The 22,924-nt window shown below is 58.0% G+C and carries 20 protein-coding genes; 12 read left to right on the top strand and 8 right to left on the bottom strand.

The annotated features are described in order from the left end of the window. Positions 1–540: 540 nt before the first annotated feature. The 3 genes from uvrA to M9Q49_RS23605 form a co-directional block, all read right to left on the bottom strand. On the bottom strand, positions 541–3,063 hold the full coding sequence (gene uvrA / locus M9Q49_RS23615; protein WP_254511429.1) for an excinuclease ABC subunit UvrA: 2,523 nt from the start codon (positions 3,061–3,063) through the stop codon (positions 541–543). 318 nt (positions 3,064–3,381) lie between these two features. After that, positions 3,382–5,889: a hypothetical protein gene (locus tag M9Q49_RS23610; protein WP_254511427.1), complete on the bottom strand. Its 2,508-nt coding sequence runs from the start codon at positions 5,887–5,889 to the stop codon at positions 3,382–3,384. 389 nt (positions 5,890–6,278) lie between these two features. Further along, positions 6,279–6,425: a hypothetical protein gene (locus M9Q49_RS23605; protein ID WP_254511426.1), complete on the bottom strand. Its 147-nt coding sequence runs from the start codon at positions 6,423–6,425 to the stop codon at positions 6,279–6,281. 168 nt (positions 6,426–6,593) lie between these two features. Between M9Q49_RS23605 and M9Q49_RS23600 the strand changes: the two genes are divergently transcribed. From M9Q49_RS23600 to M9Q49_RS23555, 10 genes are all read left to right on the top strand, one after another. Further along, the gene (locus M9Q49_RS23600) at positions 6,594–6,908 is read left to right on the top strand and encodes a hypothetical protein (protein WP_254511425.1); all 315 of its coding nucleotides are present in this window, start codon (positions 6,594–6,596) and stop codon (positions 6,906–6,908) included. A gap of 76 nt (positions 6,909–6,984) precedes the next feature. Continuing rightward, complete coding sequence (locus M9Q49_RS23595; RefSeq protein WP_254511423.1) at positions 6,985–7,854, top strand: hypothetical protein; 870 nt, start codon at positions 6,985–6,987, stop codon at positions 7,852–7,854. An 8-nt stretch (positions 7,855–7,862) separates the two neighbouring features. Next, complete coding sequence (locus M9Q49_RS23590) at positions 7,863–9,596, top strand: PIN domain-containing protein (protein ID WP_254511421.1); 1,734 nt, start codon at positions 7,863–7,865, stop codon at positions 9,594–9,596. Positions 9,597–9,839: 243 nt separating this feature from the next. Then, positions 9,840–10,784: a hypothetical protein gene (locus M9Q49_RS23585; protein WP_254511419.1), complete on the top strand. Its 945-nt coding sequence runs from the start codon at positions 9,840–9,842 to the stop codon at positions 10,782–10,784. Positions 10,785–10,799: 15 nt separating this feature from the next. Then, the gene (locus M9Q49_RS23580) at positions 10,800–11,063 is read left to right on the top strand and encodes a hypothetical protein (RefSeq protein WP_254511418.1); all 264 of its coding nucleotides are present in this window, start codon (positions 10,800–10,802) and stop codon (positions 11,061–11,063) included. Positions 11,064–11,173: 110 nt separating this feature from the next. Then, on the top strand, positions 11,174–11,485 hold the full coding sequence (locus M9Q49_RS23575; protein ID WP_254511416.1) for a hypothetical protein: 312 nt from the start codon (positions 11,174–11,176) through the stop codon (positions 11,483–11,485). 262 nt (positions 11,486–11,747) lie between these two features. Next, positions 11,748–11,939, top strand: coding sequence for a hypothetical protein (locus tag M9Q49_RS23570; RefSeq protein ID WP_254511414.1), 192 nt, complete (start codon positions 11,748–11,750; stop codon positions 11,937–11,939). Positions 11,940–12,028: 89 nt separating this feature from the next. Then, positions 12,029–13,486, top strand: coding sequence for a hypothetical protein (locus M9Q49_RS23565; RefSeq protein ID WP_254511413.1), 1,458 nt, complete (start codon positions 12,029–12,031; stop codon positions 13,484–13,486). 67 nt (positions 13,487–13,553) lie between these two features. Next, on the top strand, positions 13,554–14,105 hold the full coding sequence (locus M9Q49_RS23560; protein ID WP_254511411.1) for a hypothetical protein: 552 nt from the start codon (positions 13,554–13,556) through the stop codon (positions 14,103–14,105). A 3-nt stretch (positions 14,106–14,108) separates the two neighbouring features. Next, a complete protein-coding gene (locus M9Q49_RS23555; protein ID WP_254511409.1) occupies positions 14,109–14,957 on the top strand; it encodes a RecB family exonuclease in 849 nt (282 codons plus the stop codon). A gap of 21 nt (positions 14,958–14,978) precedes the next feature. On the opposite strand, the gene M9Q49_RS23550 is transcribed toward M9Q49_RS23555, so the two are convergent. The 5 genes from M9Q49_RS23550 to M9Q49_RS23530 all read right to left on the bottom strand — a co-directional run bounded on the left by M9Q49_RS23550 (position 14,979) and on the right by M9Q49_RS23530 (position 20,811). Beyond that, on the bottom strand, positions 14,979–15,401 hold the full coding sequence (locus M9Q49_RS23550) for a hypothetical protein (RefSeq protein WP_254511407.1): 423 nt from the start codon (positions 15,399–15,401) through the stop codon (positions 14,979–14,981). 999 nt (positions 15,402–16,400) lie between these two features. Next, positions 16,401–16,583 (bottom strand): hypothetical protein, encoded by a 183-nt coding sequence (locus M9Q49_RS23545; RefSeq protein ID WP_254511405.1) that lies wholly within the window; start codon positions 16,581–16,583, stop codon positions 16,401–16,403. Positions 16,584–17,655: 1,072 nt separating this feature from the next. Next, positions 17,656–18,804, bottom strand: a complete 1,149-nt coding sequence (locus M9Q49_RS23540; RefSeq protein ID WP_254511404.1) for a reverse transcriptase domain-containing protein — start codon at positions 18,802–18,804, stop codon at positions 17,656–17,658. Continuing rightward, positions 18,801–20,288, bottom strand: coding sequence for a hypothetical protein (locus M9Q49_RS23535; protein ID WP_254511403.1), 1,488 nt, complete (start codon positions 20,286–20,288; stop codon positions 18,801–18,803). Before M9Q49_RS23535 ends, M9Q49_RS23540 begins: the two co-directional genes overlap by 4 nt. Positions 20,289–20,424: 136 nt before the next feature. Further along, complete coding sequence (locus M9Q49_RS23530; protein ID WP_254511402.1) at positions 20,425–20,811, bottom strand: hypothetical protein; 387 nt, start codon at positions 20,809–20,811, stop codon at positions 20,425–20,427. A gap of 329 nt (positions 20,812–21,140) precedes the next feature. On the opposite strand from M9Q49_RS23530, the gene M9Q49_RS36180 reads away from it, so the two are divergent. Next, the gene (locus tag M9Q49_RS36180) at positions 21,141–21,365 is read left to right on the top strand and encodes a helix-turn-helix transcriptional regulator (RefSeq protein WP_390844697.1); all 225 of its coding nucleotides are present in this window, start codon (positions 21,141–21,143) and stop codon (positions 21,363–21,365) included. 34 nt (positions 21,366–21,399) lie between these two features. Then, complete coding sequence (locus M9Q49_RS23525) at positions 21,400–22,665, top strand: tyrosine-type recombinase/integrase (RefSeq protein WP_254511401.1); 1,266 nt, start codon at positions 21,400–21,402, stop codon at positions 22,663–22,665. Positions 22,666–22,924 lie beyond the last annotated feature (259 nt).

The raw sequence follows: 22,924 nt of genomic DNA, 5'->3' as shown, positions 1-22,924 counted from the left end.
CGCTGGTGGGATTGAACCGGCGATCTTCAACGCTTCCGGCTCGTTTGACGGGTCCGGTGTGCAGCAAGTCGATTCCGATTTGCTCCAGCGATTGCCACAACTCAGCATCGCCCCAAGTGGCGATGACGGATTTACCGGGCCGAGGAATGACGGAGCCCGGATAATCAAGCAGCCACACAGAGGCCAAGCGGACCGCCTCTCGCGGCTTTGGTTCGCCGTAAGGTTGTCGCCACTGCGCACCCTGGCCCGAGATTAATTCTGCTTGCTCCTTGGCCTGAAACAGCATGGAGCGTTCTTCAAGCCACTGGACGTATTCGCGATCGGTATCGCGCTGGTTGTTCGCTGACTGTGCCAACGCCGAACAACAAAGACCGCAAACGATTGCTGCTGGTGCAAAAGTCCGGATAACGAGCCATAGCCTGCCGTTCATGGATGGAATCTCCAGGTGCCTTCGAGCGACGGCAGCCTAAAGCAATTGTCGTGCCTTCCGCAACAGCCTGTGGCCTCGGCGGACTTGGCAGCCATTCCGCCTGTTCCACCTTAGAGCCGCTCGTGCTTGAGATACCTGGCGAGGTAGGTTGCCGTTCGGCTCGCTTTAACATTCGCGATGTCGGCGGGCTTGCCAGCAGCGACCACTTGTCCGCCTTCGTCGCCAGCGCCAGGTCCCATATCGATGACCCAATCGCTGCTGGCTACAAGTTGCATTTCATGCTCCACCACAACCACAGTGTTGCCCGCATCCACCAATCCTTGGAGTTGTGTAACTAACTTCTCAACATCAGCCGGATGTAATCCAGTCGTAGGTTCGTCCAACACGTAGAGCGTCTTCCCTTTGCTAGCGCGCTGCAGTTCTGTCGCCAGCTTAATCCGTTGAGCTTCCCCGCCGGAAAGTTCGGTCGCTGGCTGCCCGAGCCGCAAATAGGCCAGCCCAACTTGCAAAAGCGTCTGGAGCGCGCGAAGCAGGGGTGGATCTTCCGCGAAAAACTCGGCTGCAGTGGCGACCGTCATTCCGAGAACATCTGCAATCGACTGCCCGCGGAGTTTGACCTCCAGCGTCTTGGCGTTGTACCGCGCACCGTGGCAAGTGGGACAAGGAGCGTAAACACTCGGCAAGAATAGGAGTTCGACGAACACGAACCCTTCGCCTTGGCAGGTTTCACAACGGCCCTTCGCCACATTGAACGAAAACCGGCCGGCGTCGTAGTGCCGGCTGCGGGCGGCCTTCGTGTTAGCAAAGAGTTTGCGGACGTCGTCAAACAGCCCGGTGTACGTCGCCAAGTTCGAGCGCGGCGTGCGGCCGATCGGCTTTTGATCAACCGTGACGAGTCGCGAGATGTGATCCAATCCAGCCGTGATCCGGCCAGTGATCGCTTCGCTCGCTGTTTCCAGTTCATCGTATTCGTCTGCGGCAGGAGCATGATGCCCGAGATGACTCGCAACAAGTTCCACAAGGACCTGGCTCACTAGGCTCGACTTTCCCGAGCCGGAGATTCCTGTCACTGACGTCAGCACTCCCAGCGGAACGTCGACATTAAGGCCATGGACGTTGTTGTGGTGAATACCTTCGAGTCTCAGTTGCCCCTGTGCTGTGCGGGCAAATCGTGTCGCAGTTCGTGAGCGGTCAAACAGATACTTCGCCGTGTGTGACTCTTTCACTGTGGCTAACCCAGCGGGCGGGCCGCTGTAAAGAATGCGCCCGCCGTGCTCTCCTGCTTCCGGCCCCACGTCGACGATCCAGTCGGCCCGCTTGATCACGTCAAGGTCGTGTTCAACAACGAATAAGGAGTTGCCAGCAGCTTTCAATCCATCGAGCGCGGTCAGCAGAGCCTCGGTATCCGCGGGGTGCAGACCCGCAGATGGTTCGTCCAGCACGTAGACGACGCCAAATAAATTGGACCGAACTTGCGTTGCGAGGCGAAGCCGCTGCAACTCACCAGGCGATAGGGTCGGTGTGCTGCGATCCAGTGATAAGTAGCCAAGTCCTAAATCCAACATCACCGCCAAACGGGCTTCCAAATCTCGGTTGATACGCTCGACAACCACCGCTTTCTCCGGATGCTCGGCCGCGAATTTACGCCAGCCGGAAACAGCGCCATCACAATACGGTTTCAGCAGCTCCGCCAATCGCTTTAGCGGAAGCTCGGACAGCGCAGCGATGTCGTAGCCTGCAAACTTCACAGCCAGCGCTGCTGGCTGTAGGCGTTTCCCGTGGCAGGTCGGACATTCGCTGCTCAAAAGATAGCGCGCCACACGCTTCTTCATGGCGGCGCTTTCGGTGGTGGCAAAAGTTTGCAGCACGTATTTCCGCGCGCTCGTGAATGTCCCTTGGTAGCTCGGCGCTTCCTTTCGCTTAATGGCCTGACGAACTTCGTCCGAATCGAAGCCTGCATACACCGGCACGGTTGGCTGTTCGTCGGTGAACAGCAACCAATTTCGATCCTTTCGCGAGAGCTCGCGCCAAGGCCGGTCGATGTCGAAGCCGAGCGTGGTGACGATGTCGCGTAAATTCTGCCCATGCCAAGCCGGCGGCCACGCAGCGATCGCGCGCTCACGTATCGTCAAGCTGTCGTCCGGCACCATCGAAGCTTCCGTGGCGTCATACACGCGTCCCAGGCCGTGACAAGCATTGCAGGCGCCGGCTGGGGTGTTGGCCGAGAATGCTTCGGCTTCTAGATGCGGATGATTGCGCGGGTAGTCGCCAGCTCGCGAGTACAGCATTCGCAGCAGATTGGACAACGTGGTGATACTGCCCACGGACGATCGCGTCGTCGGGGACCCTCGTTGTTGCTGGAGCGCTACGGCGGGCGGCATGCCCTCGATTTCATCAAACTGCGGCACACCCAACTGATGAAACAAACGCCGCGCGTAGGGTGCCACGGATTCCAAGTACCGCCTCTGCGCCTCCGCGTAGAGGGTGCCGAATGCCAGCGACGACTTGCCCGAGCCTGAGATGCCCGTGAAGACAACCAGCTGATGGCGTGGAATGTCGACATCGACGTTCTTCAGATTGTGCTCACGTGCGCCGCGAACGCAAACCAGTCCGGTTGATGGTATTTGCGACATTAGTAAAGACATTAGTAAATGTGTCCGTCTGCGCAGTTTCACAGAGGTTTACGCCCTTTGGCGATACTCTGAATCGACTGCATGCTCGCATGAAGCGACAGCTTGCTGGTTAGCGAGTTAGTCGACAAACTCCGCTCTTGGGCCAGGGGTCGCTGTGTAAGTGCTGACAAACCTGGGATCTACCAAGGTGCGACAACTGCAACGACAGCCCGTCGGAAGATTTCGCGAGATCCACTGCAGAATTAGCTCTTCGGCAGGTATCGCGAACCGAAGTGCGCTGTCGCGATTAATCAGCCCAGCCGCCCCGTGCACGTTGAACTACTCTTCTTTCTCCTTCTCTCGAACCTTTCTCTCGGCAGCATATTTCTGCCGGCTTTCAAAGTTCTTCTGCTCGTCCTTGCGCCATTTGGCCATGTGCTCTTCCAGGTTCGCGACATCTATCTTCCACGAACCGTCTTCGCGGGCGAACTGAGCGTCGTAGCTGAAGTGTTGCGACTGCATCGTCCCGACAGCGCGATTGCCGTCGATCTTGACATCCGTCAGCTTGTCATAGTCCAGGTCCGGATCGCGGGTCTGCTGCTGGCGGAGAATCAGATTCCGCCGCTTCACAATCGCCGAAAAATATGCTTCCTGGTCGTAGATCATCGACACCACCACGCTGTCCCAGAGCCGTTCGCGTTCATGGCTCAGCCGTTCGCGCGCCTCATAACCAGGTGAAGTCTCGGGTTTATTTTCATCCACAACCAGTGGCGGAAAGCCCTCGGCCACGCCGCGGTTGTACGACGTGTGCATGGCCTGCTTGTCCGGCATCTTCGACATGTCGAGGTACCAGGCCATTAGCAGATCGCCGCCGCCGCTCTCGACCATCTGCAGAATTTGGTTTCGCATGTACCAGTCCCGCTGCCGTCGGCTGAATGTGTGCCAGAGTTTTTCGGGGTCATTTTCCGCGAATGCTTCGCGCCGGCCGAGCAATGCGTCTTTCGGTTGTTCATATTTCACCGGCGCTTTGTGCGTCCAGCGTTTGGGAAGTTCCGCTTCTAGTTGATTTGCCTTCTTCTCCGCGGCGGTCAGCGGCTCTCGCTCGATCTTCGCTTCGCCTTTCTCTTTGCGTTGCACCTTCAAATCGATGACCCAACCCTGCTTATCCTTACTGAAGCCGATGTCTGAGACCTGCGGATCGCGATAATCTTCCTTCGTCTTTTTCGGCTTGGCCCGGTCAAGCAGCCTGCCAGTCGCCGTGTTACCTTCGATCTGCAGATCCTCGAGTTCGCCAGCCAACTTAAGGCGGTGCATGGAGGCCGCAAACGCGCCAGCTACGTCGGTCAGCGAATCGATCAGCAGTGGGCGGAATTCCTCGATTGGCACCTGCTCGCGGGTTAGCTGACGGCGGCGGTCTTCGTCAATGAACGCTTGAAGCGTTGGTGGGTCGTCCCGAAAATGAAACTGATACGCCCACGCCATGTAAATCAAGGTCTCGACGTTGTCGGTTGGAAAGCAATCGCGGACCGCTGCCGCATTCCAATCCTTCTGCGCTTTGTCGAACGAAGCATACACTTCCTCCGGCGAAGCGAACGCCCGTCCCCGCCGGCTGGCGCTTGCAGCTCGTTCTTCGCGAGCGGTCCGTTGCAAAAGCTGCTCACGCTGACGCTCGTCCCCCGTTGGCAAATCGAACCTCCAGCCTCGATCTTTCGTTTGCTGGAAGTAACACGGCAGTTGATAAGCAAATGATCGCGCCGGCTCGGAAGTCTTGGCTTCACCTTTGGCGATCGGCTGGAAGAAATACTTGACGATGCCTCGTGCTCGGCTGCCATCTTGCTTAACTTCGCCCAGCTCGGCGTGGACGCGGCGGCCGCGGGACTCTTCGAGTTCTCTGTGCTTCTTGAGGATCGCGTTGAAATATGCGGCTTCGTCAAAGCGCGTGACAACAAACGCGCGGGCTCTCTGGGCTTGAGCGCTCGGTGGCGGATTGGTGTTGTCTTCGGTCACGAACTTGCGCTGATCGCCGTACCAATGCAGCACTAGGGTTTCGCCATTTTCTCCCAAAAGTTGACTTCGGCCGTTGAACAGAAAATCGTTGTAATACTCGGGAGTTACCGCGCTACTCGCCAGGCTCGCGTCGCATTTGCGTTTGGCTCGCTCCCATGCCTCGAAGACTGCTGCTGGCGAATCGTGGTGTGCCGTCTCGACCGGACGTTCCCATGACACTTCCTCTGTCGTGAGTTCCGGCTCGCCCTGCCTAGCTTTGGAAGATCGTAAATCTACCATCCAGCCTTGCTCATCCTTCACGAAATGGAGTGGATCCGAATCGGGACCACTGTCCTCGTCTTTAAAGGCAACCTTCGCCGTCGCCGTGTCCCCCTTGATCTGCACATCTTTAGCACGCAAGTTCCGCAGGTTGTTAGATCGATACCGGTTCAGGCCGGTGACAATCTTCTGAAACGCGGCCTCGCGATTAGCGATCGACTTCACGAGCAACGGCGGAAGGTCGCGACGGGTTGTGGGGAGGTGCTCGCGTGTCAAGTTCTTCCGCAGATCGGGATCAATGAGTTCACCAATACCGAGCGGCGCCGCATCACCGGTCAGCTCATCAGACCATTGCTTAAATAGGAGTTCGCTCTGGCTCTCGGTAGTTAGAGCCTCATAGGCCAGTTTCCCAGCCTTATCTTCCACCGCCTGCTGGTAACCGAGGAATGCCTTCTCCGGAGATTCGTATGTCCGCTCCCGCTTAGCTGGTTCAGCAGCGGTCAACGTGGTGACCAGAACGAAGAGGAACCATACGGTGATCGCTGAATACTCCAGCCGTACGAAACGTAGAAAAACAAACATGGCAGCGTACCTCCGCGGTTTTTGCACGGCCCAGAGGGAGCATCTCCGCCCGGGCTGCCGGCCTCCATGCAACTGTTGAGCCACGACACGAGCATCCAACGCCCAGTATATCGAGCAAGTGACTACCTTTAGCTCGGCTCACAAGACGCTGAATTGTAGCGTGAACGCTGTCGCTACGAATCTATGTGCGTAATCCCGGTCGCCGCAGTACACGGCAATTGAAATCAATCGAGGGAGAAAGTCCGCTAACTCGAATAGTTTTCCAGGGGCGATAACGTGACGTAGGGCAAACTCGTAGAACTCCTCGCGTTCAACTTTCCATTCTGTCGTTGGCAGGGCGTCGGCGGTGGCATCGGCGTTTCTAAGCAGAATGGCAAAGCCCAATCGCTTCAACAACAGTGCATCGGTTTTTCGTAGAGAATCACCATCCGAAGTACCGTCGCCTTGCGAAGGAGTTCAGCCGATGCGGCTTCTTCAAAGATGCCGGCGGACAGACCGAGGAACTGCTGAATGTTGAGTGAAGAGAGGCGAGCCACGCTCTTCCCAATTGCGATTGGAGGCCTCGGCAACCCACATGTTCGCGCGGTCGGGGCTCCGCTCCTTCTCGGCCGTTTTGGAGCGAACGACGAGGAGCTTGGCCGCGAGCCTGCGGCCACCGAGACTGACGGGGAGAACAAATCGCCCTAGTGCTAAACTGATCGCGCATGACGAAACGGGCGAGTCGCGTCAAGTACACGCTGCCATCGAAGTACAAGATGTACCTCAACTTCCAAGCCGCGCTCTACCGTGAACCGGACGACCCGCTGCGATTTAGCTACCCCGCGGACCATCCTTTGCCCACAGAGTTCGAGGAACAAATGACGGCGCTCGTGCGCGAGTACAAGGGCAACGGCAAGTTCCTTTCGGTCCATCACCCCGATACGCCCGGCAGGCTTCAAGGTGCTCACGACGCGACGGCATTGTGTCTGATGGGCGCCGCGAAAGGTGCCATTCGGGGACATTTCATTCGGGGGGGGTGAAAGGACACAGATGAGCAAAATACTTCGCTTCAACCTTGCGGTCCCGACCGAAGATCAACCGCAGGAAGTTGGGCTCGTGAAGGACATTTGGACCCGATTTTTCCCGAACGGGCGGTACGTCCTCAACCGAGCCGAGTGGAAGGGCAAAGAACCTCGCTCGTGCGCAGTCACGCGCGTGAGCAGCCAATCCAAGCAGGTCGTCGACGGGAAGCCGATGATCGTCGAGATCGAAGTCACCTACCGTCCGAAGGGCGAGATCAACTTCGTTGGCAAGACACGCTACGACGGTTGGCAAGCGATGGTCCCGTCGAGAACCAAGAGTGGGGAATTCGCGGATGCGGAAGGCAAACCGCTCCCCGACGGCGCATCACCCATTTTCCTGCCGAAGGACGTGTACGACGACGTTGAATACAACGACCTCGACTTCGGGGAACTTGTGCACGAGCACGAGGAAGGGGGAATCCAACGGACAACCTCCGAAGCCGTCTTCGAGGAACTCAAGGCGAGCGGACGCATCGGCGGAGTCGCGTTCCTGGCCGCTCGTCGTTCACGTCCGTCGCGGAAATTGCTGGTTGCCAACGCGGAAGCTGATACCGGAGTCGATGGCTTCGGGACAATCGTCGAAGTGGTGCCCGCTGCCACTGTCCAGCTCAAACACGTTCTCTCGCAGAAGCTGACTGCCATCATGTCGGACTTCATCGAAGGCCGATGCACGATCAAGAACATCGGAAACGAGCAGATGACGCTCGCAATGCTCTCCGATGTCCTCGTCGATTGCACCAGTCCGAATGGCCAGTCCCGGTTCGGTGTGCTGGCTGAGTTCACCGAGCCCAACTTCATGGAGGACTTGGCCAAGCACCTGATGTCAGCCTACGAACTGGACGTATCCATTGTGCCCGGCGAAGACGGCGGGCTTGTTCTTCGGCACAGCAGCGAAAAGCGGTAGGAGGAGCCATGCCAAAGACCGTCTTTCTCGATACGCACGTTTTCGACACAAATTGCTACGACTTCGATTCTCCGCTTTTGGAGAATTTCCGATCGTTTGCCAGCACAGGACGCATCAACGTCGTCACGACCGAGGTCACCCGCGGCGAGATTGAAGCGCGAATCACCGAAAAGGTGCAGGAATCGCTGCAAAACTTGAAGAAGTGGCTCAACGAAAGAGACACGAAAATCCTTCGCCAGCTTGGCGGCAGGTACGAGATCCTGTTCTCCAAAGCGAAGGCCGAAGACCAGGCCGCGATCCTGAAGAAGCAATTCAACGACTTCTTGCACGCCACTCACACGACTGTTATTCCCACCGGTTCGATTGACGGGGCAAAGCTCGTCAACGCCTATTTCAATTCAGTCGCGCCATTTGGCCCCGGGAGGAAGAAAGAACAATTCCCTGACGCTATCGCGGTCGCTGTCTTGCGGCAGTGGTGCGAAGAAAACGATTGCACGGTCGAGGTGGTATTGGTGCTCACGAACTTTCATCGGTTCCTGCAAAGTGCCGAGATTGTGCAGGCACTGGCGAAGCAAGTTGCGAACGGGAAGCAGAATCGCACATTCGTAGTGATCCTGTCGCCGATCGTGCAGGTGCCGACGGAACTCGACAAGCAGTTCGTCGTCATCGAGCATGATCTGCCCGGCCGCGAGCAGCTCGCTGACATTGCCCGCGGAATCGCCACGGAGGGTGAGGAACTGCAAGCCGGCGTGGAGTTTGAGCGAATCCTGGATGCGGCCGCCGGACTGACCCGATACGAGGCCGAAGGGGCGTTCAGCTTATCGCTCGTCCGCCATAGCAAACTGCGCTCGGATGTGTTGTGGGAGCAGAAGACTCAAATGCTCAAGAAAAGCGGCCTGTTGTCGCTCCATCGCGGCGGCGAGACGTTCGCCGATCTCGGCGGCTTGGAAGCGGTGAAGGCATTCTGCAAGCGATCGTTACGGAGCCCGACGAATCGTACGGCGTCGGTACGGCCGCGCGGAATCTTGCTCTTGTCTCCGCCAGGGTGCGGAAAGTCGCAGTTTTGCAAAGCGCTCGGGAATGAAACTGGCCGCCCGACACTCGTGCTGGACGTCGGCAACCTTCTCGGTTCTCTTGTCGGGCAGTCGGAAGCCAACATCCGCCAGGCGCTGCGGATCATCGACGCGATGGCGCCGGCGGTGCTGTTTCTCGACGAATGCGAAAAGGCGTTCAGCGGCGTCTCTGGCAGCGGCGACAGCGGTGTATCGGCGCGGCTCTTCGGTTCGTTCCTGTCTTGGCTCAACGATCACGAATCGGACGTCTTTGTGGTCGCGACGGCGAATGACATTTCCAAGCTCCCGCCGGAGTTCTCGCGCGCGGAAAGATTCGATGGCGTGTTTTTCCTGGACCTGCCAGACTCGCAGCAGCGTCAGTCAATCTGGCAGATCTACGTGGCGAAGTACGGTCTCGATCAGTCTCAATCACTGCCCAGGGACGAGGGCTGGACTGGCGCTGAAGTCAAAGCCTGTTGCCGTCTCGCTGCACTGCTTGACGTTCCACTCATCGCCGCCGCCCAGAACATCGTGCCAGTCTCTCGGACTTCCGCGGAATCGGTCGAGAAACTGCGAAGCTGGGCCTGTGGGCGGTGCCTGAGCGCTGACAAACCGGGGATCTACCAAGGGGCAACGGTCGCGACGACTGGCACCCGGCGCAAAGTGACTCGCGATCCGTCACAGAATTGAATCCGAGCATACTAAGTTGACCTTCTGACCTGCCGGAAACTGGCCACCGTGCTGGCGGCGCTGCGGTACTCGCAGCGAAGCCTCGAATTAACGAACGAGATCGGCAGCGGCGAATACTTCTCGGATCACCACCCGCTCACAGCGGATGGAATGGACGACCTCTGCGAGCGATTGAAATTCACAGCGTGCAAGTAAATGTGCGTGCTGACTCTCATTTTCCAACTTCACGGAGACATTATTACTATGGCAACACTTCTCGACGAGCCGCGAACGGGCAACACCGCCTCCCCAGCGCAACGGATGCGGATGACGATGGCCGCTGTCCGGGTGATGTTTACCTGGCTCGGCTCACGTAAGACTTTGACCCAGGAACAGAAATCGCAGGCTGCCGACGCATTCGGTGCCGAGCGAGCATACCTTTCAGCAGGTAAGAAGCTGCTCGATACGTCGCACCCGGCGTTCAAGGCCGTGACCGCGGTCCGCACACGCGTGATTGCCTTCTGGAAAGGCATCTCGCTGCCCTATCCGGAGAGCGGCATTCGGCTGATCCGACAGGACGACATCAGTTCATTCACGGTACAGATGACGTCGCTGAAAGCGGAACTCGACGAAGCGGTGATTCAACTCGACGCACGGTACGACGAACTCAAGTCGGCGGCTAGGCGGCGGCTGGGATCGCTGTACAACGGTGGCGACTATCCGGCGACGCTCCGTGGCTGGTTCGATGTTTCGTACGACTTTCCGTCCGTGGAGCCGCCAGAATACCTGCGGCAGCTCAGTCCACAACTCTACCAGCAGGAGGCGTCGCGGATCGCCGCGCGCTTCGACGAGGCGGTGCAACTCGCCGAGCAAGCATTCACGGAGGAATTGTCGAAGCTGGTCTCGCATCTGACGGAGCGGCTGAGCGGCAATGAAGATGGCAAGCCAAAGGTGTTTCGCGATTCTGTCGTTGAAAACTTGCGCGAGTTCTTCGAGCGGTTCCGTCACCTCAACATTCGCTCTGATCAGCAACTCGATGAGTTGGTTGTCCAAGCGCAGCGAGTGGTCCGCGGCGTCGAGCCTCAGCAACTCCGCGATAACCAGGCACTCCGGCAACAAGTGGCGTCTCAACTATCAGGCGTGCAGTCGGTGCTGGATGGCCTGCTCGTCGATCGTCCCCGCCGGAACATACTCCGCCGGGGAAAGTGAGGTCTGACTACTTCTATGGAGCTTCTCATCGAACCCAACGGCCTGGCTCGCTGCATCTACACCGAAGAGATCGACCTGGCCCAACTTGGCACGCTGACCATCCGCCGCGGCTCGCACGTCGAACCGGATGAGCGCGGGTGCTGGCTTTGTGACTTGTCGCCTGTATCTGGGCCCGTGCTTGGCCCATTTGAGTCTCGCGGCACAGCACTCGCCGCCGAGGTTGCCTGGTTGTCAGAGCACTGGCTGGTGCCGACCGTCGGAACCTCGACGGATTTTTAGCTGTTCGCGTTTCAGAATCGTCCTCGGACCGACGCGGCCGTTCCCAATCTGTGGGCAATGAGCGGTTCGTGCCAGCTGTGGGAATGTTTGTAGAGAAAAGGAAGAGGCTTATGGCTAAGAAGGCGCCTAGGGGTGTCGTGCACGGCGTGAAATCCCAGAAACCCATTGATTTACACGCAATCGTTCATCGCCGGCTTACCGTCGATTTCCACGGCGTTCGTCTCACAGGGCGTGTCGTCGCAGCCGGCTGGAAAACACCCTGGGTGGTTTACCGAGGAGACAAGACGCCGATGCAATTCATTGTGATTGCTCCAGATGGCACGCCCACTGCTGCATCCACCACTCCCACCGATACGATCGAGATCGGCGTGCACTCCTCGACGTGGGCCGCGATCGAGTGGGAGCCCGTCGAGGAGGAATAAAGTGCAGCTGGTGCAACGGCTGCGATCCGCAGCTGGCGATGGTCCGCTCAGCTGCTGCTGGAGGACGCCAACGATCTAAATCTGGAGCCTCGGCTGGCACCGCTGGCCAATGCGGCAATCGACGCTCTCTGTGACCGGTTGAGTCGCTCGGGGTAATCCCGCGGCTCTCGAATCGAATTATTCGTCAATTTGTCGGGGCTCGCGATGCGCTTGGGCGCAGGGCGAGCCCTTTTTTCGTGGTTGATCCCAGGAGTATTTCACTATGACCCAAACAGAATTGAATCATGCGGTAGCTGAGGCGACCGGCGAATCTGTCCAGACCATCCGCCGCCGCGGCTTCAGCGTGGTCACGCCGCTCAGCGTGTTTCAGCCGGATGACGCCGACGACTATGCGCTGCCCAGCGTCGTCGATTGGGACGCTCTGGAACGGCAGCAACGTCGTAATGCGGCGTAGCTGTTGCGTGCTGCTACTCATGGGCGGTGGCAATCGTGCTGCCGCCCCGATTGTTTTCCCAATCCCCTTATCTCTGCGGAGCCACACACTTGATCCAAATTACTCGTCAACTTGCCAAGCTGCTGCGTTTGGTCATTAAGCGTACCTTCGGCCGCCAGATCGGCATGATCGCGGTTCGCACTGGCAACAACGGCTTGGTTGTCGACGTGCAAGGTGCCAACCAATCCCTCCGGTATCACGATCGGCATCCCCAGGACGCCGAGAGCCTGCTACTGCCGCTGCAGGTGCTTGATGATGTGCAGGGTTCCAAAGCCGAGCCCGTGTTCCTCAACACCAGGCGTACCGGTGTTGTGGGTGCGAGCTGGCAGGAAAATGGCGTCTTTCGTGACCTGGAATACGACGCTCCCGAGCCGTTCCCCGTTGCACCTGCGTTCCCGGCATTGCCGGCGACGTTCGTCCAGAACGGGCCGGGACTGCTGACCGCCCTGCGGGATGCCTATGAAACAACCGACGTGGAGAGCAAACGGTACGCGCTCGGCTGCGTGCAACTGCGTCAGGACGGCGCCCTCGCCGCGACCGATGGCCGGCAGATGCTCAGGCAAACTGGGTTTCAGTTCGGTTGCGACCAGGCCGTGCTCATCCAGCCCAGCCGGTTCTTCACCTGCAAAGAGCTGCCGGCGGAGCCAGTGCGCATCGGTAACCTGCCGGATGACAAGGGCGTCGCCACGGTGGTGTTTGAGATCGGGCCCTGGACCTACTGGCTCGGCACTGAGCGCGAGGGCCGATTCCCCGACGTGGACAGCATCATCCCGTCCACTGACTACTGCAAGTCAACCCTGCGGCTGTCGCTGGCGGATGCCCGGTTCATGGCCGAGAACTTGCATCGGCTCCCTAACGGAGCCACGCACCGCGAATTGACCCTGGATTTGAACGGCAGCGTCGTGTTGCGCGCCGCGTCGATCAGCACACCGCGCCCGGCCGAGATGATCCTCAGCAATTCGATCAAGCAAGGAGATGACATCCGCATCTGCACAGATCGCCAGTTCCTGGCCCGGGCCGCCGCGATGGGCTATAGCGAAATCCATCTGCCCGACAAAGCGTCGCCCGCAGTCGCCCGAGATAACTCGCGGACGTATCTCTGGATGTTGCTTTCGCCCAAGGACGCGATCAAGCCCACCGACGATTGCGTTCGCATCGAGTCCCCACTCGATTACGGCCACCGTACTAATTTGCCAACTATTCCTCAAAGGACAACACCCGTGAATCGCATTGCGAATCAACCTGTACCCGTCGCCTCATCACAGTCCTCGACAACGGTGATGTCGCCCCAACCTGCCTCCGAGCCAACTGTGCGCCGCCGCAAACGGGCCAGCAACAACGGCAAAGCAACCACATCGTTGGAGGTGGCGATCTCGCTCCGCGATCAGCTGCGTGCCGCACTGGCCAGCAGCAAGGAATTAATCAGAACGATCAAGACCGAGAAGCGTGGCCAGAAGTCGTTAAAGCTGGCCTTGGCGTCGCTCAAACAGCTGCAGGCCGTCGCCTAACCTGTAAATCGCTCGTCGTCTGCGTGGTCACAGACACTTCATCCTCAAAACAACCACGGAGCATTTCATGCCGCTCAAAGTAAATGTCGGCCTTAGTAAGAAAGTCGGCCTGCGCGATTACGGCAGTCTCGGTGCCTCATGCCATGTCGAATATGAGGCGGATGCGTCACTGCTAAACACCGATCTCGAAGGCTTTCACCGCCAAGTCAAGAACGCATTCAGCGCCTGCAAACAGGCCGTGCAGGACGAGTTGCACCGCAACCAGACCGCAGAACAGGCGCCGCAAGTGGCCGCGGGCGAGCACAATAGCAATGTGCATCCGCAAGGCCAGAACAGCAGTGGCCACTATCGGGGCAATGGAACTGCCAACGGTCACACCCGAACCAGCCAAGCTGCGAATCCACCGGCCAGCGGCCAGCGGCGGACGAGCGGCCGCAAGGCAACTGCCAGCCAAGTTCGTGCTCTCGAAGCCATCGGCAATCGCCTGCAGCTCAACATCGACCAGTGGTTGCATGAGAAGTACGGCATCCGCTTGGCATCGGAACTGTCGATCGCCGATGCCAGCGCCGCAATCGACGAGCTGAATTCCACCACCTCTGGCAACGGAGCCAATCACTAACCCATGACTGCTTTACTCTTTGACGCCCGCGTTGAAGCGCCCAGCGCACGAGCCCCGCCGCAACCTGTCCCACCGGTGGCGCCGCGGGATTACATCTCCTTCTCGGCAATCCGCACCTATCAGCAGTGCCCGTTGCGTTACTTCTTCCGGTACATCGCTGGAATCCCCGAAGAAACCCTCTCCGCGGCATTAGTCTTCGGCAGTGCCATCCATCGGGCAATCGAGCATCACTTCCGTAAATTGCTGGAATCCAGCAAGGCCGCGACGCCGGAGGAAATGGAGCGTGAATACCAGCTGGAATGGCAGGCCCAGTCGTTGCCTATACGGTTTAGCAAGGATGAACAAGCCGATTCGTTCGACGATCTTGCAAAAAGAATGATCACCGCATTCGCACAGAGCGACCTAGCCAAGCCGGCCGGCCGGATTCTGGCGATCGAGGAGACATTGCGAGGCCAGCTTGTTCCGGGCCTTCCCGATCTGCTCGGCAAAGTCGATCTGATCCTCGAAACGCCGACCGAGTTACTGGTCAGCGATTGGAAAACATCGCGGTCGAAGTACACGCAGGATCAGGTCGAAGAGTCGGCCGCTCAGCTTCTTTTGTACGGAGAACTCGCGAAGGACTTCGCGCCGAGCAAACGCCTGCGGTTGCAGTTCGGCGTGCTCACCAAAACGAAGGAGGTCAGCGTTGAGGTCCACCGTGTGACGTTTGAGCAAGCTCAACTCGACCGCACTAAGCGAGTTGTAGAACGCGTCTGGCAAGCCATCAAGGCAGCACACTTCTTTCCTGCCCCCTCTCAAATGAACTGCCCAGGATGTCCCTATCGTGACCCGTGCCGCAAATGGCCCGGGTGATCGGTTCTTAATTACCGTTTGTTAAGGAGCAAAGAGCTTGAGACACTCCACTTCATGTGCTGGTACGACGCTGCTTGTGTGGCAAAGTGCTTTCATGGCGATCGTCGTAACCTGGAGCTTGATCGTGTCGGCGGCAGTGGTGGAACAGCTTGGGCTGGAGGCCACACACTGGTCGACTACGTGGTTTCGCTGGTCGCGAGGGTAGTCCGGTCGTCGACTCGTATCCACTTTCTGAAAGGAGTTGTAATGCACTGTTCTCATCGCAATCGAGACAGATTCCGCGCGCAGTTGAGATTTTTGGAAGACGGCCTTCACATGCTGATGCGCAAGGCCTGGCACATGATCACGACGTGGCGTGAGCGCCGCCGCGACCAGTCGCGCGGCCACCGCCGCCGCCGAGGCTCGCATGGTGCCGTTTGACGGCGCGCGGCACTTTGGATTCATCGCGTTTGTAGTGCTTGGTTCCGCCCTGATCTGCACCCCGTACCTCGGGTGCTCGGGGTGGATGCCGGCGGCGGTTGTACTGTACTTCAGCTTGGTGTTTTTTAACCGGTTGGAGGAGCGCGATCTGAGGGATTTCCGAGGTGTGATCCGCAGCCGGCCCTGGTAGCCGCCTCGCGCACGAGTGTTCAAACGCCTTGCCGCACTGCTCCGTTGGAGTGGTGCGGCAGGGTGATTTTTGTTAGCTATCCGACCCTCCAATCGGCTTAGGAACCAGGGCGGCGCTACCCTGCGTGCAAGGGTGGTCGGCGCAGGTGGTCGGCGCAGGTGGTCGGCGCAGGTGGTCGGCGCAGGTGGTCGGCGCAGGTGGTCGGCGCAGGTGGTCGGCGCAGGTGGTCAGCGCAGGTGGTCGGCGCAGGTGGTCGGCGCAGGTGGTCGGCGCAGGTGGTCAGCGCAGGTGGTCGGCGCAGGTGGTCGGCGCAGGTGGTCGGCGCAGGTGGTCGGCGCAGGTGGTCAGCGCAGGTGGTCGGCGCAGGTGGTCAGCGCAGGTGGTCGGCGCAGGTGGTCGGCGCAGGTGGTCGGCGCAGGTGGTCGGCGCAGGTGGTCGGCGCAGGTGGTCGGCGCAGGTGGTCAGCGCAGGTGGTCGGCGCAGGTGGTCGGCGCAGGTGGTCAGCGCGGTCGCAGGTGGTCGGCGCAGGTGGTCGGCGCAGGTGGTCAGCGCAGGTGGTCGGCGCAGGTGGTCGGCGCAGGTGGTCGGCGCAGGTGGTCGGCGCAGGTGGTCACGGGCGGTATCGCGGCAGAGGCCGGATTTCCGCCGGGCCGACGGATGGCGGCCACCATTGCGGACTTGCAGAGGGGTGGCGCTAGGAGGCCTGAGGCGCCCAATCCCTCTCTCTCTCTGCCGCTGCCCTGTTTATCACTTTCCTGGCAACCCTCCCACCTCTGCGACGGAGCCCAGGCAAGTGCGTCACCATAGACCCGGACGCAAGTGCTAAATGGTTCTTACCTTGGGTCGATTAAGCCAGATTTTCCGCTGGACCTGTTGTGCTCTGCCCTTGGAGCACAAACCGTGGCGAGGCGGGCGAAGAACGGCATCAGGACGCCGTACAGCTCTTTGTCGCTAAGGGTGCGGACTTCGCCGTTATCGTCCCGCATCTGGGCACCGAACGTCAAACTGACTTGCATGGAGACCTACTCTTTCTAGGGACGCATTCCTACTGGCATTTGGTTACATAGGCTAAATACACCCCCCTACCCCAAAAATGAGCCTCAAAAACAGAAGGGGGGCTTTTGCCGCAAGCTATTGCAGCCAAAGGATTTGCTGAAAGCATAAATAGAGTGCGATGCGTTTTGCGTCGCGTCGCAAGTGGCGTGCTAGAAAAGACTTAACCGCTACGAATAAGAATTGCAGCATGTGTTTTTACATAGGATAAAATTATCGTATGTACTATACGTATACTGTCGCTATGCGAGCAGGCCCGCTTACGCGGGGCCTGCTCGCGCTCCAGCATTTGGGGACGGCTGTGTAAGGAGAACACAGCCCCACTACCACGAGACGACACGGCACCGCGAGGCACGAGGGCAAGGAACTCCTAGGAAGCGTTCTATTGAGCGCTAGCCCCATTCGACGAGGCGACATAGGTCTCTGGATCCTTTTCGAGGCTCCCAGGGCTCCCTGAACACGAGGCGAGAGATTTCTGGGGGTCAATGGGACTGCGGCGATACCGAAAGCGGGCTTCCAATGGAGCCATGCGATGGCAAAGCTGCCGCTGTCCAACGTGTGAGTTTGGGGAAACGGGCGGCGACTGACTTGCCACTTCAACCGTCGTCTAAAGTCGCCGAGATGTCGGTGTTGAGACTCACTCTGTTTTGCTAATCAGGAGCCACACCTATTTAAAGGCGGCAGCTGTTGTGAATCTGACGCTGGTGTTTTCAACCGTTCGGAGGAGCGCGATTTGAATGAGAGGGGTAGTTTCGCTCCGACCCACCGCAGTTCCAAGTGACCACCGCCCCCAGGATCAAACCCTCTACGCGCCGCTCCCATGGGGCGCGCGGCGGGGTGTTTTCTTTAAGTATCCGCCTCCGCTAGCTGAGAAGTCAAATAGTGGTGAAGCACTTGTTCCAAGGGCCACGGTTGCGGGTGTCCCGGACCACGGTTTAAAACGAATGGCCGGTATTGTTACACGCGCACGGTCCACATACGGTCGAGCGTCGCGCGTACGGAACAACCGGACAGCGCCGACGCCGCCGCCCGTACTCACCCCCTCATCCGAGGATTTCTATGCCGCAGTCTATTTACGCGTGAGCAACTCAAAGTGTGCTCATCACCACTGCTGTCGGATCGCAAAGGCAACTGTACAAAGCGTTTCCGACCTTGAACCAAGATCTTTTCATCGCAAATTTGCCAGTGAGCAATTACTTGAAAACGCCGCCTGTAGTGGATTTTGCTACCTAAGACCTTTACCGACGCTCCTGGTCTGCGTAGATGCGTTAGGCCCCCGTCTTCTCCCTTCAAGGTCATTCCGTGCTCCGCCAACCTTCGACGGGCTAGGCCGAGGCTTTCGGCTACGTCGAGCGCACTGCGCCCCAATACGACGAGGTTGTCGGCGTATCTGAGGTACAGTGGAAAACCGTTCTGGGCGGCCGCTGTTAGCGGCAAGTCCAGAACAGAGTGCATTACAAGATTGAGTGCGAGTGGGCTCAACGGATCGCCCTGCTCAATGCCGATATTTCGGCAAGTGTCGTGACCGCGCAGCACCGCCTCGATCAACTGACGCAGCCGAACATCAGACATTAGTGACTGACAGGCAGCAATCGCCAGCGCGAGTGGCACGTTGTCGAATGCCCTGCGGATATCGTCCTGCTGGAAGAAATAGCTTTCCCGGTGCAACACGGCGAACTCAATTGCTACCAGCATATCCCAAGTGCTGATGCCTGGCCGGTACGCGAGGCAACACGACTGAAGTATGCGCTCCGCTGCTTTCGAAAGGATCCGATTAACAGCAGTCGAGATGATTCGGTCTACGATCGTCCGAAGCCGAAGTTCACGAAGTGCTCTATCTGGCCTTGGGATTGGGACAACTAGGCTCGGTGAAGGAACGTATCTACCAGCGTGAGCAAGCCAACAAACTTCCCTTAACACAGCTGCGATCTCGGTGATCGAATAGTCCGCGTAGCTGAAGCCATCGACGCCGGGAGCGGGTCCCGAATTTTGTTTCAGTTCCTGAAATAGTCCGAGCAGGTATTCTGGCTCTAGCACATGCTCAAACGTAAGACGCAGCGCATCGCGGACACGCAGTTCTTGCCCCGATGCGAAAACGTGGGGACACGAAGTCGAATTGATTCGCGCTTCCTCCCGACGTACGTTGGCATTAATAAGAGCACTTCGCCTACCGTACCCGCTCATCGTCGGCTCCTCATTGGGCGTGATGCTAAGAACTGGCGAATTCTCGCAGCCTCAGGATCGGCTGCAGGCGCACACCAGCCAGCGTTTCGATACGCAGCTCCTCGCAGTTGGCTTTGTCTACGCAGCACGGCATGGTGTTGATCGTCGAAGTCAATTAGCGTTACTCGGTGCTGATCAGTGTTTCGTCCCGACAGATACTCAACTGGGAGGGGAGGTGCGTAAGGTCCCGACCCTGCCCAGATGATGGTCTGCGCTCGGCGCGGCGATATCCTCGTTAGGCCGACCGGCGTAGCAATAAGCGGTCCGTCAATATTCCAACCGATCGGACGCCGCTGCATCAGCTCACGATCCGATGCTTCGAGCAGATCGGGATTGAACTGCGAGTCAATAACTAAAGGTGCCTCCTCCATACGCCTTGCGATCGCAATTGCCTGTGGAACCGATTCAGCCATGACGATCACATTTGGTGAAATTTGGTCAATCAGTTGCTCGGCTAAGATCGGCTGCCATTCTCTGAAGGCGCACCAGTCTTGATGGCAGATGATCTTCGCAAGCCGTGCAATCCAACGATTGCGGACGGGGTGACACCAAATGCCTTTTTGGCGAAGTTGCCGTCCATTCCAGTTGTGAGGCAGCGGCTTCGTTCTAAAGAGCACACGTACTGTTCGAATGTCGGTGAGAACTCGACCATGTGCTGGGATCGTCAGTTCGGCAAATCCAAACTGCGCGCGGAGCAGGTCTTCCTCGCGAGGCGACTCTTTCACATCGGTGCGTACAAATCCGATAAGCCTGGCCCTTGCGTCCGCACAAAGAAGCATGTCCTGAAATCGTTCACCAACGGAAGCGATTGCATTCGGGAAGATCGCGATATGGCGAGAGTGGAAACTAACTTCATCTTCCGCAGCACCAGCCGGCGTAGCCACGACGACCTGCTTTACGGATTGCCCCAAACAGTCGATTGCCTGAGCTTTGAAGGATATTTCGAGAGAACGAAGTCGTCTTCTCCACATTCGCTTCTCTGCGTGAGTCCCGACTATGATCACGAACGTCGCTTCGCTGACTGCTCGAACTAGCTGCGCGACTAGGCATGCAGCATCCACGCCATTTCCGACCCTCACGAGGCCGAGCTCATTTCGATAGACGAAATCCACTAGCGCACGATCTATCGGAGGAACGGTGGGACGTATTTCACAAGCCGGTTCAGAAAGCGTTGCACGCCCAGCACCGAATTCTTGCGTGCTCACCACGAAGCCGCTCAGAACCCCGATGAATCGAATCGCCATCTCAAGCCCCGCATTCGCTCTCTGGAGACCGTCAACGGGAATCAACGACTCAGTCTGCGAGACGACCTGTTGCAAACGAGGATTGAAAACTAACTGATCCGTCTGCATGCGCGATGCGAATAGATGCACTCCGGCGTCAGCGCTCAAAGTGTTTCCGCTACGATTGAGCCGAAGTTCAGCAGGACTACCGCGTCGAGACATGTTCTAACCTTTGCTGCGAGTCAACTCGGTTCTTAATTACCGATATGATCGTTACCAACAACCGTCAAATGATTTGCATGGCTCAATGGATACTTTAAAGCTGACTCTGACCGTGGGGATGTTCACTGACAACCTATCAAGTGCGGTACAGTTTCACAGAAACGCGGTTCTCAGCGACTTCTTTCTGGATGCCCTTTAGCGACTTGTACAAATCGACGTTACGACGCACGATTTGAACCTGCTGACTTTGAGGCGTCGATTCAACCTCGTTCAACATGACGCAAACCATTTGACAAGCGTCGACAAAATTCTCGGCTCCATAGAGGCATCCCGCCAGATCCTGGACAGAGGCAGCAAACTCCAGGTCGAGTTTATGCGCCGCCAATGCGGTTAAGCGTTTCGCTGCCTCCCCACGAGATATTCTCCAAATCCCCGCAAACTCGTTAATCAATTCTCCAAGCTTTCCACCCGGCCGAAACTGAATGGCCTCGATCGGTTCCTTTTTAGGCCGCTTTTTCGCCATGCCCGCACCTCCCTGGCTTGCAAGTAAGATCTCAATCGTATACGATTCTACAAGAGTGTACTACACTTGTCTATCGCGTCCACGCTGTCCCACGAGGCGGGCGGCACTTCTGGATCGACCTCGTCCATGACGGAATGAGGCTCCCAATCCGCGGAGGTAGTGTGTTCCACATCTTCTCGGCTACAAGGCCATTCCCTCACTTCTTACGTCGCGAGTTCAGTCTACGCGAGTCGCAAACCAAGGCAGGCATCCAAGCGGAGGCGCCGAGCGACCGTACGCGTTGCATCGTGGCGATACTCGGAAGCAACCGAGTTTAAGGAATCGCAACAATGTCGACAGTTGCACTTGAGTCGCATAATTCACACCCTAACGACCGGCTTGTCACAGTCGAGTACGTCGCCGGAAAACTCGCCGTCTCGACACGATCGGTTTGGAGGCTAGTGAGCGCAAGAAAGATCGTGTTGCCGATCAAAGTGGGCGGGGCCACACGTTGGCGCGAGGCGGAAATCACTCGCTGGATGGCCGCGGGGTGCCCTCCACTGTCAGGCGAGTAACGCTTACTTAGTTATTAAGCACGGAGAACATCTGATGGCATCAATTTTCAAGCGGAGCAAGAAGAAAGGATCGCCATATTGGTTCCAATGGTACGACCATCTGGGTAAGCGGCGGACATCGAAAGGATTCACGGATCGAGGACTAACCGAGCAGGCCGCGGCGAAGAAGGAGGAAGAGGCCAGGCTTCGCCGCCTGGGGCTAATCGACCCGGAACAGGAAAAAATCGCCGGGCAACGGCGCACGGCGCTCACCGAGCATCTTGAAGCATTCGAGAAAAGCCTCAAGAAGAACTCGGAGAAGCACTGGAAGCTCACAATGAGCCGCGTCCGGCGGATCGTCAAAGATTGCAATTTTGAGACGTTGTTCGATATCTCGAAACTGGCTGTCGAATGTAGTCTCACCGAAATGCTCGACGATGAGGAAATTGGTCACAAGACCTACAACCACTATGCCCAGGCCATCGAGTCATTCTGCTACTGGTGTGTCGAGAATGATCGGCTTCTGGCTAGTCCACTCCGTGGCTTGGAGAGACTTAACACAGCTGTTGATGTTCGCCACAAGCGTCGAGCATTGAACGCCGGCGATCTAGAAAGGCTCGTGCAATCAGCTCGCGACAGTGGTGAAGACATCCAATGTTTCTCAGGTGAACACCGAGCTCGACTGTACATTCTCAGTTACATGACCGGGCTTCGCCGCAAGGAAATCGCAAGCCTGAAGCCCCGCAGCTTCGACCTGAACGCCTACCCGCCCACGGTCACCGTGGAGGCTGCATGCTCGAAGCACCGTCGGCTTGACGTGCTCCCGATGCACCCCGAGCTAGTCACTTTGGTGCGCAGCTGGATTGCGGAACTGAAACCCAGTGACGTACTGTTCCCTAAGCTGGCAAAACGCCGGACCTGGCTAATGGTGAAGAAGGATCTGGAGCGGGTGGGAATTCCGTACGAAAACGAGGACGGAATCGCTGACTTCCACGCTGCCGGCCGTCACTCACATATCACCGGGCTCGTTCGTTCTGGTGCCAGTCTTCCCGAGGCTCAGAAGCTCGCCCGTCACACCGACATCAAGATGACGATGAAGTACACGCACATCGGGATGGAGGATCAAGCCAAGGCGGTGGGCAATCTTCCCGCGCTGCAAATGCGCTGCAGTTCAGCCGTCCCTGGCAGTCTTTCGGAGTCACCGCCTGTCACAAAGACGCAATCTGAAAACGAAACAACCCCCGTCATAGACGAGGGTTGCGTCGTGTCCAGTCACCCCGTGGCACAGGGTGACATGATGGAGGCGGCGGGAATTGAATGAGAGGGACGCCTCTCGTAACGAGTTGTCGGATCAACCACTTACGACTCCGGCTCCTCCGCTGTCAGCAAATGGTCAGCAGATCAGCAGCACAGACGGGCACTTGCTGACAACTCCTGGCTCTTCTCTCGAACGCGTCAGTCGGGTCTGGGATCGACTGCCGCCTTATGTTCGAAAACTAGTGGAGGCATTGTGCCTCCAACCTTCGTACTGCCATTTCAACGCCGAGACACCTTCACTCGGAAGTACGGAACTCGTTGAA

The sequence above is a fragment of the Anatilimnocola floriformis genome (assembly GCF_024256385.1).
Classification (GTDB): Bacteria; Planctomycetota; Planctomycetia; order Pirellulales; family Pirellulaceae; genus Anatilimnocola; species Anatilimnocola floriformis.
This window is presented reverse-complemented; position numbering and strand designations above follow the sequence as displayed.

Coding starts and splice junctions, on each gene's coding strand:
- M9Q49_RS23560 (WP_254511411.1), top strand. CDS start 13,554: ATGCCGCTCAAAGTAAATGTCGGCCTTAGTAAGAAAGTCGGCCTGCGC.
- M9Q49_RS23610 (WP_254511427.1), bottom strand. CDS start 5,889: ATGTTTGTTTTTCTACGTTTCGTACGGCTGGAGTATTCAGCGATCACC.
- M9Q49_RS23585 (WP_254511419.1), top strand. CDS start 9,840: ATGGCAACACTTCTCGACGAGCCGCGAACGGGCAACACCGCCTCCCCA.
- M9Q49_RS23530 (WP_254511402.1), bottom strand. CDS start 20,811: ATGGCGAAAAAGCGGCCTAAAAAGGAACCGATCGAGGCCATTCAGTTT.
- uvrA (WP_254511429.1), bottom strand. CDS start 3,063: ATGTCGCAAATACCATCAACCGGACTGGTTTGCGTTCGCGGCGCACGT.
- M9Q49_RS23590 (WP_254511421.1), top strand. CDS start 7,863: ATGCCAAAGACCGTCTTTCTCGATACGCACGTTTTCGACACAAATTGC.
- M9Q49_RS23535 (WP_254511403.1), bottom strand. CDS start 20,288: ATGTCTCGACGCGGTAGTCCTGCTGAACTTCGGCTCAATCGTAGCGGA.
- M9Q49_RS23545 (WP_254511405.1), bottom strand. CDS start 16,583: ATGCAAGTCAGTTTGACGTTCGGTGCCCAGATGCGGGACGATAACGGC.
- M9Q49_RS36180 (WP_390844697.1), top strand. CDS start 21,141: ATGTCGACAGTTGCACTTGAGTCGCATAATTCACACCCTAACGACCGG.
- M9Q49_RS23570 (WP_254511414.1), top strand. CDS start 11,748: ATGACCCAAACAGAATTGAATCATGCGGTAGCTGAGGCGACCGGCGAA.
- M9Q49_RS23550 (WP_254511407.1), bottom strand. CDS start 15,401: ATGAATCCAAAGTGCCGCGCGCCGTCAAACGGCACCATGCGAGCCTCG.
- M9Q49_RS23525 (WP_254511401.1), top strand. CDS start 21,400: ATGGCATCAATTTTCAAGCGGAGCAAGAAGAAAGGATCGCCATATTGG.
- M9Q49_RS23555 (WP_254511409.1), top strand. CDS start 14,109: ATGACTGCTTTACTCTTTGACGCCCGCGTTGAAGCGCCCAGCGCACGA.
- M9Q49_RS23600 (WP_254511425.1), top strand. CDS start 6,594: ATGACGAAACGGGCGAGTCGCGTCAAGTACACGCTGCCATCGAAGTAC.
- M9Q49_RS23580 (WP_254511418.1), top strand. CDS start 10,800: ATGGAGCTTCTCATCGAACCCAACGGCCTGGCTCGCTGCATCTACACC.
- M9Q49_RS23575 (WP_254511416.1), top strand. CDS start 11,174: ATGGCTAAGAAGGCGCCTAGGGGTGTCGTGCACGGCGTGAAATCCCAG.
- M9Q49_RS23540 (WP_254511404.1), bottom strand. CDS start 18,804: ATGAGCGGGTACGGTAGGCGAAGTGCTCTTATTAATGCCAACGTACGT.